Genomic DNA, 12,718 nt, shown 5'->3' on the forward strand with positions numbered 1-12,718 from the left:
TCGCCGGCCCGACAGGCCGGCGCCCGATCAGCCCGCGAATGTATAGGCGGTCTTTACCGTGGTGTAGAACTCCATGGCATAGCGGCCCTGTTCGCGCGGGCCATAGCTCGAGCCCTTGCGGCCACCGAAGGGAACATGGAAATCGACGCCCGCCGTCGGCAGGTTGACCATCACCATGCCGGCCTCCGAATTGCGCTTGAAGTGTGTGGCATGCTTCAGGCTCGTGGTGCAGATGCCCGAGGTGAGCCCGAAGGGCGTGTCGTTGGCGACGGCAAGCGCCTCGTCATAATCCTTGACGCGGATGACGCTGGCGACCGGGCCGAAAATCTCCTCGCGCGAGCTGCGCATGGCATTGGTGGCTTCGGTCAGCAGGGCCGGGCTGAGGTAGAAGCCGGGCGTCTTGCGGTCGAGCCGTTCGCCGCCGAAGGCGAGCGTGGCGCCTTCCCTGACGCCGATGGCGATATAATCCTCGTCCTGCTTCAGCTGGGTCGCGTCGACGACCGGGCCGATCTGGGTCTGCGCATCGAGTGCATCGCCGATCACCAGTCTGCCCAACCGCTCCTTCAGCGCATCGACGAAACGGTCATGGATACCTTCGGTCACGATCAGCCTGGACGAGGCGGTGCAGCGCTGGCCGGTCGAGAAGAAGGCGCCGTTGAGCGCGCAATCGACGGCGACCGCGAGATCGGCGTCGTCGAGCACGACCAGCGGGTTCTTGCCGCCCATTTCGAGCTGGAACTTGCGCATATGCTCGACACTTGCCGCGGCGACGCGTTTTCCCGTGCCGACCGAACCGGTGAAGGTGATGGCGTTGACATCGGGGCTATCGAGCATCGCCTGGCCGACCACCGAGCCCTTGCCCATCACGAGGTTGAGCACACCCTTGGGCAGGCCGGCGCGATGCAGGATATCGACGATGGACCAGGCGCTCTCCGGAACCAGCTCGGCCGGCTTGAAGACGATGGTGTTGCCATGGGCGAGTGCCGGCGCGATCTTCCAGGCCGGGATGGCGATGGGGAAATTCCACGGCGTGATGATGCCGACCACGCCGACAGCCTCGCGGGTGATCTCGACGCCGACGCCCGGCCGCACGCTCGGCACCATCTCTCCGGTTAGGCGCAATGTTTCGCCGGCAAAGAAATCGAATATCTGGGCGGCGCGGATGGTCTCGCCAATGCCTTCGGCCAGCGTCTTGCCTTCCTCACGCGCCAGATTGCGGCCGATCTCGTCCTTGCGCGCCATGATCTCGTCGGAGGCCTTCTTCAGCACCGCATGGCGGGCCAATGGACCGGAGCGGGACCATGAAGGAAACGCCGCCTTGGCTGCCGCGATTGCCTGCTTGGCCTCGTCGACCCCAGCCGAGGCATATTCACCGACGACGTCGCCGGTGTCCGAAGGGTTGATGTTGCGGGAGCCGGCATCGCCGACCCATTCGCCATCGATGAGGTTCTTTCGAAACTGTGCCATATCTGGTCTTTCCTGCTGGTTGGCCGCGCGGCGGCATCCGTGTGAACTGGTATTTGCCAGACAAATGCATTGCGGGAAAGCACGCACTGGTCGAACAGCCGCGACAAAAATCCCCGGGCCAGCCGTTGCAGCCAGCCTGGCAGTTATCTGCGGAGCGTTATTCCCGACCAGGCGAATTGCCCTGCACACCTATGTCCATAGCCTTGATTTGGCTGATGCGGCGTGTCATGCGTCGTACAGATGGCAGCACTCGAAACGACGATCCAGCGCGCCGGCGCCACGGGCAACATCAAGGCCACGCGCGAAGACTGGCTGAAGCTGGCGCTTGAGACACTGATCTCGGATGGTGTCGAACGCGTCCGCGTGCTGACGCTTGGCCAGCAGCTCGATGTCTCGCGATCCAGTTTCTACTGGTATTTCAAGAGCCGCCAGGATCTGCTCGACCAGTTGCTGGACTATTGGCGGCAGACCAACACAAGGTTCATCGTCGAGCGCGCCTCGCGACCTTCCGCGACCGTCATCCGCGGCGTGATGAGCATTTTCGAATGCTGGGTGGACGAAAGGCTGTTCGATCCCCGGCTGGACTTCGCGATCAGGGCCTGGGCCCGGCGCTCACCCACCACCAGGCGCGCGCTCGACGAGGCCGACGAGGAGCGTGTCAATGCCATACGCGACATGTTCAAGCGTCATGGCTATGAGGAAGAGGACGCATTCGTGCGCGCTCGCGTCCTCTATTTCATGCAGATCGGCTATTACTCGCTTGAGCTCAACGAGCCGATGAGCACCCGTCTCGCGCATGTCGCCTCCTATCTGCGCAGCTTCACCGGCCAGGAGCCTCCGGCGGAGGATGTCGAGGACTTCGCACGCTACGTCGAGAAGACGCTTTCTGAGAACCGTTAGACGCAGTCGCCGGCTGGCCCGACCCGACAGTTTTCCAGACGCGATCCGTAGAGCGCCCACCCGGCAACAGAGGGTGGAGGCTGGCGAATATTCCGCTTTTCTAGAGGGTGAACGACCAGAACAGGCAGGCGAGCGTCGCGACGGCGAAGACCACGAAGAACAGGCTGCGCAACAGCACGTTGCGGCGCAGTTCGTTCATGAAGAAGTGACAGCCGACGATGGCGACGGCAAACAGGAACCGCCAGTTCAGCAAGGCCAGGAGAGCGCTGCCCTGGCCGAAGGCCCATCGGGCGAGAAGGCCGCCGACGATGGTGGCAAACAGCACGATCACCGTCCAGAAGATCGCATCGGCGGCATGGGTGAGGACGATGCTGGCCGCCCTGATCGGCAGGATCATCATCAACAGCGCACTGAAGAAAAAGACAGCCGCCAGCGGAATGAAGGTTCCGGCATCGGCGATGCCGTCGAGCCGCCTGACACCGATCGCGCCATAGGGGTAGCCATGCCGGGCCACAGCAAGGCTCAGCGCCATGAGCAGGGCGGTCAGCACGGCGACGAGTGCGAAGGTCGTGAGGGCTTTGCTCATGGTGTTCCTATCCCGGGCGAATCAGACAGGAACTTTGTAGCGGGCGGTCGTAAATTGCACGTAAGCGGGGGCGCCCCCGTGCGGATTTCGATTGGCTGCTATTCGGCGGCGACCCTGCCTGGCGAGCGATTGGCCAGCACGAAGCCGACCTCATCCACCGCCTGCGCCGCGCGCTTCAGGATCGCCTCGGAGCGCAGGACGCCGTCGGTGAAATCCTTGTCTGTGGCATAGACGGCTGTCGGCAAGGCAAAGGCCTCGAAGAAACCGAACAGCGGCCGCAGCTGATGCTCGACGATCAAGGCATGGCGCTCGCCGCCACCGGTCGCGGTCAACAGGACGGGCTTTCCGCGGAGTGCTGCCGGGTCGATCAGGTCGAAGAAGTGCTTGAACAGGCCGGTATAGCTGCCCTTGTAGGTCGGCGAACCGACCACCAGCACATCAGCGGCGAGGATCTGCGCCAGGATCGGCTGCGCCTGGCTGTCGAGGTGGCGCGCCCACCGTGCGGTGCCGAGCGATGGACCGAGATCCTCGATGTCGTAAGTGACAGCCGACAGGCCATGGCGCGCGGCGATGTCCCTGGTGACCAATTCGACGAAGGAGCGCGTCTTTGACGGCCGGGTGATGTTGCCGGAAAAACCGACGACGGTGGGGTTTGACATGGCAGTGGCCCTCTTGGATGTCGACGTTTGAAATGGCGGGCCACCTGCCCCGCCGAGGGAAATCAGCTCCAGGCGTGCGGCGGCGGGTTTTCGCCATTGAGGAAATATTTGCCGAGGATCGAGTACTCCCAGCGTACCGGATCGTGCAGCGTGTGGGTGCGGGCATTGCGCCAATGCCTGTCGAGATTGTGCTCGGCCAGCGTCGAGCGGGTGCCGGCCAGTTCGAACAGCTTGTTGGTGGCGGCAATGGCGATCTCGGTCGACAGGATTTTTGCTTCCGCCGTGACGATCTGCGTAGCCAGCGGTGAAACGGATCTGGCTCAGCGCATAGTCGAAGCCGGCCTTCTCGGCGATCTGCGCCAGCTTGCGGTTGTATTCGGCCGAATGGTTGGTGCGCTGCTCGATGTTGGAAATCACCAGGCCGCCCGAAACATTCGGCACCCAATAGGCGAATTTGACCGCGTCGGTTGCTGCGTGTGCCATGAACTGTCTCCCCTTCAGGCCGTTCGTTGATCGGTCCGGCGCGGCCGGATCTCGCCGATATTTATTTCCGTTTTTGGCGGCCGCTTGGGACGGAAATACCAATTTTGGCCAGCCAGGCCGGCTTCGGCTTGTCAGCGCGCGGTCGCAACGTCGCTGGCATTGGCGAGGTTCGCTCCGTCCCTTCGGTGTCATATTAGCCACAGGTAATGTTAATCAGCTATCCGGCCTTGCATCGTCGGCATAGGTGTCTCTTAATGGGTCACCGTGTCTGGCACCGTCATTGCATAGTCGGCAATGCCGGCGACATCTCTCACCCAGCAATCGGGGGGCAGATGGGGGGCCCCGCCGCTTCGCAAATGGAGCGGCGGGCTATCGACAACGGGGGTGGGCAATCATGTATTTTCCGCAATTTTTGGTGGGGATGTTCACCACATCGGCCGTAGTGGCGATCTGGGCCGACATAGAAACCGGATCTGTCGGCAAAGCGCTCGCATGGACCGTCCTCACGCTGATGATGCTGCAGGTTGGATATTTCCTGCTGGCATTTGGGCTTTTCTACAAGCGCTCGACGAAAAGCACCGACACAAAACCGGATACTGCTCATCAGCCCATCCGTCGAGACGGTAGCGTCTCATCGGGCCGATGATGACCGACAAGCCGGCCGCAACCTGCTGTGAGCATGACGCCGCCTACGGGCGAAGTGATGGAGTGGCCAGCGCCCCGTCAAGCGCCAAGCCATTTGGCCGTCATCTGCTTGCGCCATTCCCAAGGTCTGTCGAACGATCCCGACCGTAGATCGCGCTTGGTTGCCGCAGGTTTACACGGCGAAGTGAAGCTTCCCCACCAAGAGCAGTCCTAAGGGCTGCGGTGCTGGTGAAACTTGAGGCTCGGTCGCGGCTTTCCCGCTTTTTCCTGTCAGTCCCCCTCGCAAACTTGGTCTCCGGGTCGAAAACGCTCCTGGCCGTGCCCGGCAGGTTTCCGAATGGCAGCCTCGGACACGCAAACGGCAAATAACTTGAAAACATTGGAAGACTGTTTGGTGGAGCCAATCGGAATCGAACCGACGACCTCTTGAATGCCATTCAAGCGCTCTCCCAACTGAGCTATGGCCCCACTCCCGGCAGTCAGCCGGCGCCGTTTCCGGCGAAGAGATCAACGCGGGTTGGAACACCGCGCCGTTAGTGCAGGCGGCTTCTAACCCCGCCTTTCTCAGATATCAAGCCTTGAAGAGCGGCTTTTTGTTCACAGGCCGAGAAAGCCTGCAAACGCTTGCGTCTCAGGCCTGTCAGACCTCGTCGTCGTCGTCGCCGACGCCGATCATGTCGGCAACGTCGTCGTCTTCTTCCTCTTCGTCGGCGAGGAAAGTGTCATCCTCATCGTCGCCGAGGTCGACGTCCTCGTCATCGCCGAGATCGGGCAGATCGTCGCCCTTGGCGTCGTCGTCGGCCTCTTCGAGCGAGACGACTTCAACGCCCTCTTCGTCCTCGGCGTCCACTTCCTTCTCGGCCACTTCCTCTTCCTCCTCGAGGGCGGCGATCTTGCCTTCCTCGAAATAGGAACGCGGATAGGTCTTGCCGGTGTAGGGCGAGACGATCGGGTCCTTGTTCAGGTCGTAGAATTTTCGACCCGTCTCAGGATCGATACGCTTTGTGCCAAGTTCGGTTTTTGCCACGGCAAGCCTCGTCAATAAAAGAGTGGTCCCCTTAACCACTGTTTGCGGCGCTGTCAAAGCCAAAAGCCGGCGTCACAAAACCAAGTCCTGAAAGGCCTCGCGGCAAGTGACGACCATGGGGATGACCATTTCGCCTCGCCGTGATACGAGACCGCCGCAACAAATGAAAAGCGCCGGCCCGCCGGCATTCCGTCCAGGGAAATTCCATGTCTCACGCCGCCGCTGCCAAGCCGGCCACCGCCCGCAAATCTGAAGCCCTTTCCGGCACCGCGCGCGTGCCGGGCGACAAGTCGATTTCGCACCGCTCCTTCATGTTCGGCGGCCTCGCCTCCGGCGAAACCCGCATCACCGGCCTGCTCGAGGGCGAGGACGTGATGCGCACGGGCGCGGCCATGAAGGCGATGGGCGCGCATATCGAGAAGCGCGGCGCCGAATGGGTGATCCGCGGCACCGGCAACGGCGCACTGCTGCAGCCGGAAGGCCCGCTCGACTTCGGCAATGCCGGCACCGGCTCGCGGCTCACCATGGGCCTCGTCGGCACCTATGACATGGAAACCACCTTCATCGGCGACGCCTCTTTGTCCGGCCGGCCGATGGGCCGCGTGCTGGAGCCGCTGCGCCAGATGGGCGTGCAGGTGCTGAAGGCGACGCCCGGCGACCGCATGCCGATCACGCTGCATGGCCCCAAGCACGCCGCCCCGATCACCTACCGCGTGCCGATGGCCTCGGCGCAGGTGAAGTCGGCGGTGCTGCTCGCCGGCCTCAACACGCCCGGCATCACCACCGTCATCGAGCCGGTGATGACGCGTGACCACACCGAAAAGATGCTCAAAGGCTTCGGCGCCAATCTTTCGGTCGAGACCGACGAGCGCGGCGTGCGCCACATCTTCATCGAGGGCCAGGGCAGACTGACCGGCCAGACGATCGCCGTGCCCGGCGACCCGTCCTCTGCCGGCTTCCCGCTCGTCGCCGCGCTGATCGTGCCGGGTTCGGACATCGTGATCGAAAACGTGCTGATGAACCCGACCCGCACCGGCTTGCTGCTGACGCTGCAGGAAATGGGCGGCAAGATCGACATTTTGAACCCGCGCAATGCCGGCGGCGAGGACGTGGCCGATCTGCGCGTGCGTTATTCCGAGCTCAAGGGCGTCACCGTACCGCCGGAGCGGGCACCGTCGATGATCGACGAGTACCCGGTGCTGGCCGTCGCCGCCAGCTTCGCCGAGGGCGAGACGCTGATGCAGGGGTTGGAAGAATTGCGGGTGAAGGAATCCGACCGGCTGTCGGCCGTCGCCAACGGGCTGAAGCTCAACGGCGTCGACTGCACAGAGGGCGAGGCTTCGCTTGCCGTGCGCGGCCGGCCTGGCGGCAAGGGCCTCGGCGGCCATCCCAACGGCCTGGATACGACCGTGCAGACACATCTCGACCACCGCATCGCCATGAGCTTTCTGGTGATGGGGCTGGCGACGGAAAAGCCTGTCACCATCGACGACCAGGCGATGATCGCGACGAGCTTTCCGGAGTTCATGGGGCTGATGACGGGGCTGGGCGCGGAGATCAAGTGAGCGTCGTGGCAACCAAGAGCCCTGGAGATTGGGGGCCGACATCCCTCCCGTGTGGGCCGGACGCCAAGTTTTGCAAAGCGTTGGCCAGCAAATGAACCACACCTTCACCATCGCCATCGACGGTCCCGCCGGTGCCGGCAAGGGCACACTCGCCCGCCGGCTCGCCGACCATTATCGGCTGAACCTGCTCGACACCGGCCTCACCTATCGTGCCGTTGCCTATGCGCTCATCCAGCACGCCCTGCCGCTCGACAATGTCTCGGCGGCCGAAACCGCCGCCCGCCAGGTCGATATGGCTAAGCTCGACCGGGCGGTGCTGTCGGCGCATGCCATTGGCGAGGCTGCCTCGAAAGTTGCGGTGTATCCGACCGTGCGGCGCATTCTGGTCGAGAAGCAGCGGGATTTCGCCAGGACGCCGCCGGGCGCGGTGCTGGACGGGCGCGACATCGGCACGGTCGTGTGCCCCGACGCCGACATCAAACTCTATGTGACGGCAAGCGCCGAGGTGCGGGCGAAGCGCCGGCTGGCCGAGATCGAAAGCATCGGCGGCACCGCCAATTTCGCCGAAATCCTCGCCGACATCGTGCGCCGCGACGAGCGCGACATGGGCCGTGCCAACTCGCCCCTGAAGCCTGCCGCCGACGCGCACTTGCTTGATACCAGCGAAATGGCTATAGAAGCCGCGTTTCTCGCGGCCATGGCGATCGTTGATGACGCGCTGGCCAGGAGAAACAAGGCCTGATCCGGGTTTTCTCCCGCGTTTCCGTTGCCGGAAGCACGGAAAATACCCATATCGGGCACGAACCAGCCTGCCAGCATTCTTCATGCGCCGGAATTGCCGCTTAAAATGCGGCCCAGGGCTTTTTTAGCCCGGAACGCCGGCAGGCCAACGCAACGCTAACCCACGGCGCGCCGTCCCGCTCACAGATGCGGGGCACTCCAGGAGAAACAATGTCAGCTGCAAATCCCACTCGCGATGATTTCGCGAGCCTGCTCGAAGAATCATTCACCACCGGCCACTCCGGCGAAGGTCAGGTCGTCAAGGGCACGATCACCGCCATCGAAAAGGACATGGCCATCATCGACGTCGGCCTCAAGGTCGAAGGCCGCGTGCCGCTGAAGGAATTCGGCGTCAAGGGCAAGGACACCACCCTCAAGGTCGGTGACACCGTCGAAGTCTATGTCGAGCGCATCGAGAACGCGCTTGGCGAAGCGATGCTTTCGCGTGAAAAGGCCCGCCGTGAAGAGAGCTGGGTCCGTCTCGAAGAGAAGTTCACCAAGGGTGAGCGCGTCGAAGGCGTCATCTTCAACCAGGTCAAGGGCGGCTTCACCGTCGACCTCGACGGCGCCGTGGCCTTCCTGCCGCGCAGCCAAGTCGATATCCGCCCGATCCGCGACGTCTCCCCGCTGATGCACAACCCGCAGCCCTTCGAGATCCTCAAGATGGATCGCCGCCGCGGCAACATCGTGGTGTCGCGCCGCACCGTGCTCGAGGAGAGCCGCGCCGAACAGCGTTCGGAAATCGTGCAGAACCTCGAAGAAGGCCAAGTTGTCGAAGGCGTCGTCAAGAACATCACCGATTACGGTGCGTTCGTCGACCTCGGCGGCATCGACGGCCTGCTGCATGTCACCGACATGGCCTGGCGCCGCGTCAACCATCCGACCGAAATCCTCAACATCGGTCAGACGGTCAAGGTGCAGATCATCCGCATCAACCAGGAAACCCACCGTATCTCGCTCGGCATGAAGCAGCTCGAGAGCGATCCGTGGTCCGAGATCGGCACCAAGTTCCCGATCGGCAAGAAGATCAAGGGCACCGTCACCAACATCACCGACTACGGCGCGTTCGTCGAGCTGGAGCCGGGCATCGAAGGCCTCATCCACGTTTCGGAAATGTCGTGGACCAAGAAGAACGTGCATCCCGGCAAGATCCTGTCGACGACGCAGGAAGTCGACGTGGTGGTGCTCGAGGTCGATCCGGCCAAGCGCCGCATCTCGCTCGGCCTCAAGCAGACGCTCGAGAATCCATGGGAAGCCTTCGCGCGCAACCATCCGGTCGGCAGCCAGGTCGAGGGCGAGGTCAAGAACAAGACCGAGTTCGGCCTGTTCATCGGCCTGGAAGGCGATGTGGACGGCATGGTGCACCTCTCCGACCTCGACTGGACCCGTCCGGGCGAGCAGGTCATCGAAGAGTACAATCGCGGCGACATGGTCAAGGCGCAGGTGCTCGACGTCGACATCGAGAAGGAGCGCATCTCGCTCGGCATCAAGCAGCTGGCCCGCGACACGGTCGGCGAAGCGGCGACTTCGGGCGAACTGCGCAAGAACGCCGTCGTCACCTGTGAAGTCATCGGCGTCAAGGATGGCGGTCTGGAAGTGCGGCTGGTCGACAGCGGCATCGAGACCTTCATCAAGCGCTCGGACCTCAGCCGCGACCGCGACGAGCAGCGCCCCGAGCGCTTCACCGTCGGCCAGAAGGTCGATGCCCGCGTCATCGCCTTCGACAAGAAGACCCGCAAGCTGCAGGTCTCGATCAAGGCGCTGGAAATCGCCGAAGAGAAGGAAGCGGTCGCCCAGTACGGCTCGACCGACTCCGGCGCTTCGCTGGGCGACATCCTGGGTGCCGCGCTGAAGAAGCAGGGCAACTAAGGCGTCAGCCATAGCCAGCACGCCTCGCGTGCGGCCTTACAAAAAGACCCGCCGGAGCGATCCGGCGGGTCTTTTCTTTACGGGAACATAAACTTCATCGCGTATTTGCCGGTGGTCCAACGGAACACTTCCATGAGCACTGGCGCCACTCGTGCCGCTGCGCAGCCTTCGGGGTTGCTGTGCCTCTACACCAGCACGCCTGTCCTGTTCTGCTTTTGCGCAATGGCGATCCTGATGACCGTTCTGTGGTCCCTGGGCTTCCAGCTCAACAATGACGCGGACGATCTCCTCAAGCTGCACGAAATCCGCACTTTGCTTGAAACGGGCAACATCTTCGACCGCACGCTGCCCGGCATCGTCCAGCCAGAGCCCTATGTCTCACATTGGCCGTGGATCGTGGACCTGCCCTACGCCGCCTTCGCGCACCTGTTCGCCCCGTTTGCCGGCTTCGAGCCGGCTCTGGCGCTGGCAAGCTTTGCCGTCCCGCTGCTGCTGCTGGCGCCCGCGCTCTATTTCTACAATCGGCTGGTGACAGCCATCGGCTTTGCCTACCCGGCCGTTGCATTGCCGTTGGCTTTGATCTTTGCCGCGCACAGCTTTTTTGAATTCGCCCCGGGACGGATCGACTATCACAATCTGCAAATCCTGCTTCTGCTGGCGGCGCTGGTTTTGATGATGTCGCAGAATCGCCTTCCCGCCTTCGTCAACGGGTTGCTGACGGCCCTGGCAATCGCCGTCAGCGCCGAATTCGCGCCGTTCTACGCGCTGGTGATGGCGGTCTATGCCTTCGACTGGATCTTCGACCGCGAGGGCGGTGAAATCAGGATCATCGGTTTCGGGCTTGCCTTGACCGTCGGCGCAATCGGCCTGTTCACGGCGATCGTGCCGCCCTCTGCCTATACCGCGGTCAGATGCGACACCTATTCGACGCCGCATGTCACGGCACTGGCCGCGGCCGGGCTTTCATTCGCCGTCGTGCCTTTGCTTGCCGGACGGCGTGGAGGGTGGCCGATGCGCTCGGCAATTCTACTGGTGTTCGCGGCGGCCAGCGCGGCGGTGCTGACGGCGTTGTTCCCGCAATGCCTGGCCAGCCCCTATGCCGCGATCGACGCCTATGTCCGCGACAACATGATCAACAGAATTCTCCAGGAATTGAGCCTGTTTCGGCGCCCTGATGTCGTCCTGTCGACGAGTTTTCCCAGCATGGCGCTGCTGTTTATCGGCGCGCTTACGCCAGCCGTGATCTGCGCCGCGCCGGAAGCCCGAAGCCGGTCTCTTGTCATATTGACCTTGTTCTCGCTGGTCTCGCTGGCGCTTGCGATCGGTTATGTCCGCTACTACCGCTACCTTCCGATCTTTTCCGGCATCGGCCTCATCTTCGCCTTGGCGAACCTCCTGCCGAATGCGGGGTTGGGGCGATATCTGAAATCTCCGGTCCCGGCCGCATCGCACAGATACGCTTTGATCCTGCCCGGTCTCGTTTTGTCCGGAGCAATGGTGCTGTACCATTTGTCGGTAAGACCGGCGCAAGCGGCGGTTCCCGCCGCCGAACTCGCCGACGGCTGCTATTCCAGCCCCTTTGAACCGGAACAGGGTTGGCCGTCTGGCGCAATCGTTCTTTCTCCACCGCTGATCGGCTCGCGTTTCGTCGCCCTTGCCGAAGGTCCCAAGGTGGTGACGATTCCCAACCATCCATCGGCCAAGGGCATCGAGCGCAGCTATCGTTTTCTGGATCCGGCGACCGTCGACCCACGCGCGATACTCGATGCCTCCAAGGCAACGCATGTGGCGATTTGCGCCTGGCGAGGCCAGCCATTGCCGGGCCTGGAAGCCGCCTATCCATTCGCGGCGGCACTGATTGAAGGCCACCCGCCGGCATGGTTGCGGGAGTGCCCGACGAAAGCTTCATCGCCGTTGCGGATCTACAGCTATCGCAATGCCGATGGATCGGATGCCGTATGCCCGACTTCGACGCTCGCCGCTCAGGCCCGGCCGTAGAGCGGCACCAGCGTTCCGTTCATCGCCTGGTTGGCCGGGGAGGCGAGATAGGCGATGGCTTCCGCCGCAGCTTCGAGGCTAACCCATTTGCTGAAATCGGCGTCCGGCATGTCGGCGCGGTTTGCCGGCGTGTCGAGCGTCGACGGCGCCACGGCATTGACCAGGATGCCCTTGGCCTTGAGTTCTTCGGCCATCGCCACCGTCATGGCCGCGACCGCCGCCTTGCTGGCCGCGTAGGCGACCATGCCGGCGCCGCGCCTGGGGTCGAGCCCGGCGCGCGCGGTGACATTGACGATGCGGCCTGATGTGCCCGACGCCAGCATCGAGCGGATCGCCGCGCGGCTGCACAGGAAGGTGGTGCGGGCGTTGGTGTCCATCATCTCGGCAAAGGATGCCGATTCGATCTTTTCCACCGGCGCCATGGTGAAGCCGCCGGCGAGATGGATCGATCCCCACAAGGCAGGAACCTGGGCATAGAAAGCTTCGACCTTGGCGGAGTCCGACAGGTCGACATTGTGCGCCAGCTTGACGTTGTCGTGGGCGGTGAAAGGAAACTGCTGGGGTGCCGCGGCGTGCGCGTTCGGCACGTGGCAGATGGCGCCCTGTTCCAGCAGCCGGCCAACCACCGCACCGCCGAGCGCGCCGGTCCCACCGGTCACAACGATATGCCTGCCTTGAAGTGTTTCCGTCATCCTGGACCGCTCCTGTCGTATTTTTATGATTGTGTCGCTTGTTGTGC

11 protein-coding genes, 1 tRNA gene and 1 pseudogene are annotated in these 12,718 nt (G+C 63.0%); 6 read left to right on the top strand and 7 right to left on the bottom strand.

Annotation, left to right across the window (positions count from 1 at the left end; translation table 11 throughout):
* Positions 1-27: 27 nt before the first annotated feature.
* Positions 28-1,467 carry an aldehyde dehydrogenase family protein gene (locus tag FJ546_RS05295; RefSeq protein ID WP_140888389.1) on the bottom strand — a complete coding sequence of 480 codons (1,440 nt, stop codon included), beginning with the start codon at positions 1,465-1,467 and terminating at the stop codon, positions 28-30.
* Positions 1,468-1,707: 240 nt separating this feature from the next.
* Between FJ546_RS05295 and FJ546_RS05300 the strand changes: the two genes are divergently transcribed.
* Positions 1,708-2,367, top strand: coding sequence for a TetR/AcrR family transcriptional regulator (locus FJ546_RS05300; protein WP_181167821.1), 660 nt, complete (start codon positions 1,708-1,710; stop codon positions 2,365-2,367).
* Positions 2,368-2,467: 100 nt separating this feature from the next.
* Here the strand turns inward: FJ546_RS05300 and FJ546_RS05305 are convergent, their stop codons facing one another.
* The 3 genes and pseudogenes from FJ546_RS05305 to FJ546_RS05315 form a co-directional block, all read right to left on the bottom strand.
* The gene (locus tag FJ546_RS05305) at positions 2,468-2,953 is read right to left on the bottom strand and encodes a hypothetical protein (RefSeq protein WP_140888391.1); all 486 of its coding nucleotides are present in this window, start codon (positions 2,951-2,953) and stop codon (positions 2,468-2,470) included.
* 98 nt (positions 2,954-3,051) lie between these two features.
* The gene (msuE, locus tag FJ546_RS05310; protein ID WP_140888510.1) at positions 3,052-3,612 is read right to left on the bottom strand and encodes an FMN reductase; all 561 of its coding nucleotides are present in this window, start codon (positions 3,610-3,612) and stop codon (positions 3,052-3,054) included.
* 62 nt (positions 3,613-3,674) lie between these two features.
* Positions 3,675-3,905: pseudogene (locus tag FJ546_RS05315) on the bottom strand (SfnB family sulfur acquisition oxidoreductase); the annotation flags it as partial.
* 584 nt (positions 3,906-4,489) lie between these two features.
* Here FJ546_RS05315 and FJ546_RS05325 point away from each other — a divergent pair.
* The gene (locus tag FJ546_RS05325) at positions 4,490-4,741 is read left to right on the top strand and encodes a hypothetical protein (protein WP_140888392.1); all 252 of its coding nucleotides are present in this window, start codon (positions 4,490-4,492) and stop codon (positions 4,739-4,741) included.
* A 391-nt stretch (positions 4,742-5,132) separates the two neighbouring features.
* On the opposite strand, the gene FJ546_RS05330 is transcribed toward FJ546_RS05325, so the two are convergent.
* Together FJ546_RS05330 and FJ546_RS05335 are read right to left on the bottom strand one after the other, a co-directional pair.
* Positions 5,133-5,208: transfer RNA gene (locus FJ546_RS05330), tRNA-Ala, on the bottom strand.
* A 172-nt stretch (positions 5,209-5,380) separates the two neighbouring features.
* The gene (locus FJ546_RS05335) at positions 5,381-5,767 is read right to left on the bottom strand and encodes a TIGR02300 family protein (RefSeq protein ID WP_095771615.1); all 387 of its coding nucleotides are present in this window, start codon (positions 5,765-5,767) and stop codon (positions 5,381-5,383) included.
* A 206-nt stretch (positions 5,768-5,973) separates the two neighbouring features.
* Between FJ546_RS05335 and aroA the strand changes: the two genes are divergently transcribed.
* The 4 genes from aroA to FJ546_RS05355 all read left to right on the top strand — a co-directional run bounded on the left by aroA (position 5,974) and on the right by FJ546_RS05355 (position 11,979).
* On the top strand, positions 5,974-7,332 hold the full coding sequence (aroA, locus tag FJ546_RS05340; protein ID WP_140888393.1) for a 3-phosphoshikimate 1-carboxyvinyltransferase: 1,359 nt from the start codon (positions 5,974-5,976) through the stop codon (positions 7,330-7,332).
* A 91-nt stretch (positions 7,333-7,423) separates the two neighbouring features.
* Positions 7,424-8,074 (top strand): (d)CMP kinase, encoded by a 651-nt coding sequence (cmk, locus tag FJ546_RS05345; RefSeq protein WP_140888394.1) that lies wholly within the window; start codon positions 7,424-7,426, stop codon positions 8,072-8,074.
* A gap of 209 nt (positions 8,075-8,283) precedes the next feature.
* Positions 8,284-9,981, top strand: coding sequence for a 30S ribosomal protein S1 (rpsA, locus tag FJ546_RS05350; RefSeq protein WP_010913037.1), 1,698 nt, complete (start codon positions 8,284-8,286; stop codon positions 9,979-9,981).
* Positions 9,982-10,113: 132 nt separating this feature from the next.
* Positions 10,114-11,979, top strand: a complete 1,866-nt coding sequence (locus FJ546_RS05355; protein WP_140888395.1) for a hypothetical protein — start codon at positions 10,114-10,116, stop codon at positions 11,977-11,979.
* Here FJ546_RS05355 and FJ546_RS05360 read toward each other — a convergent pair.
* Positions 11,964-12,671 (bottom strand): SDR family NAD(P)-dependent oxidoreductase, encoded by a 708-nt coding sequence (locus FJ546_RS05360; protein WP_140888396.1) that lies wholly within the window; start codon positions 12,669-12,671, stop codon positions 11,964-11,966. The two genes, FJ546_RS05355 and FJ546_RS05360, sit on opposite strands and share 16 nt — an antisense overlap.
* Positions 12,672-12,718 lie beyond the last annotated feature (47 nt).

The sequence above is a fragment of the Mesorhizobium sp. B2-4-19 genome (genome assembly GCF_006441315.1).
Lineage (GTDB): Bacteria > Pseudomonadota > Alphaproteobacteria > Rhizobiales > Rhizobiaceae > Mesorhizobium.

What these genes read in the sequence shown, in the direction of transcription:
- FJ546_RS05295 (WP_140888389.1), bottom strand. Translation starts at nt 1,467, where the DNA reads ATGGCACAGTTTCGAAAGAACCTCATCGATGGCGAATGGGTCGGCGAT.
- FJ546_RS05300 (WP_181167821.1), top strand. Translation starts at nt 1,708, where the DNA reads ATGGCAGCACTCGAAACGACGATCCAGCGCGCCGGCGCCACGGGCAAC.
- FJ546_RS05305 (WP_140888391.1), bottom strand. Translation starts at nt 2,953, where the DNA reads ATGAGCAAAGCCCTCACGACCTTCGCACTCGTCGCCGTGCTGACCGCC.
- msuE (WP_140888510.1), bottom strand. Translation starts at nt 3,612, where the DNA reads ATGTCAAACCCCACCGTCGTCGGTTTTTCCGGCAACATCACCCGGCCG.
- FJ546_RS05325 (WP_140888392.1), top strand. Translation starts at nt 4,490, where the DNA reads ATGTATTTTCCGCAATTTTTGGTGGGGATGTTCACCACATCGGCCGTA.
- aroA (WP_140888393.1), top strand. Translation starts at nt 5,974, where the DNA reads ATGTCTCACGCCGCCGCTGCCAAGCCGGCCACCGCCCGCAAATCTGAA.
- cmk (WP_140888394.1), top strand. Translation starts at nt 7,424, where the DNA reads ATGAACCACACCTTCACCATCGCCATCGACGGTCCCGCCGGTGCCGGC.
- rpsA (WP_010913037.1), top strand. Translation starts at nt 8,284, where the DNA reads ATGTCAGCTGCAAATCCCACTCGCGATGATTTCGCGAGCCTGCTCGAA.
- FJ546_RS05355 (WP_140888395.1), top strand. Translation starts at nt 10,114, where the DNA reads ATGAGCACTGGCGCCACTCGTGCCGCTGCGCAGCCTTCGGGGTTGCTG.
- FJ546_RS05360 (WP_140888396.1), bottom strand. Translation starts at nt 12,671, where the DNA reads ATGACGGAAACACTTCAAGGCAGGCATATCGTTGTGACCGGTGGGACC.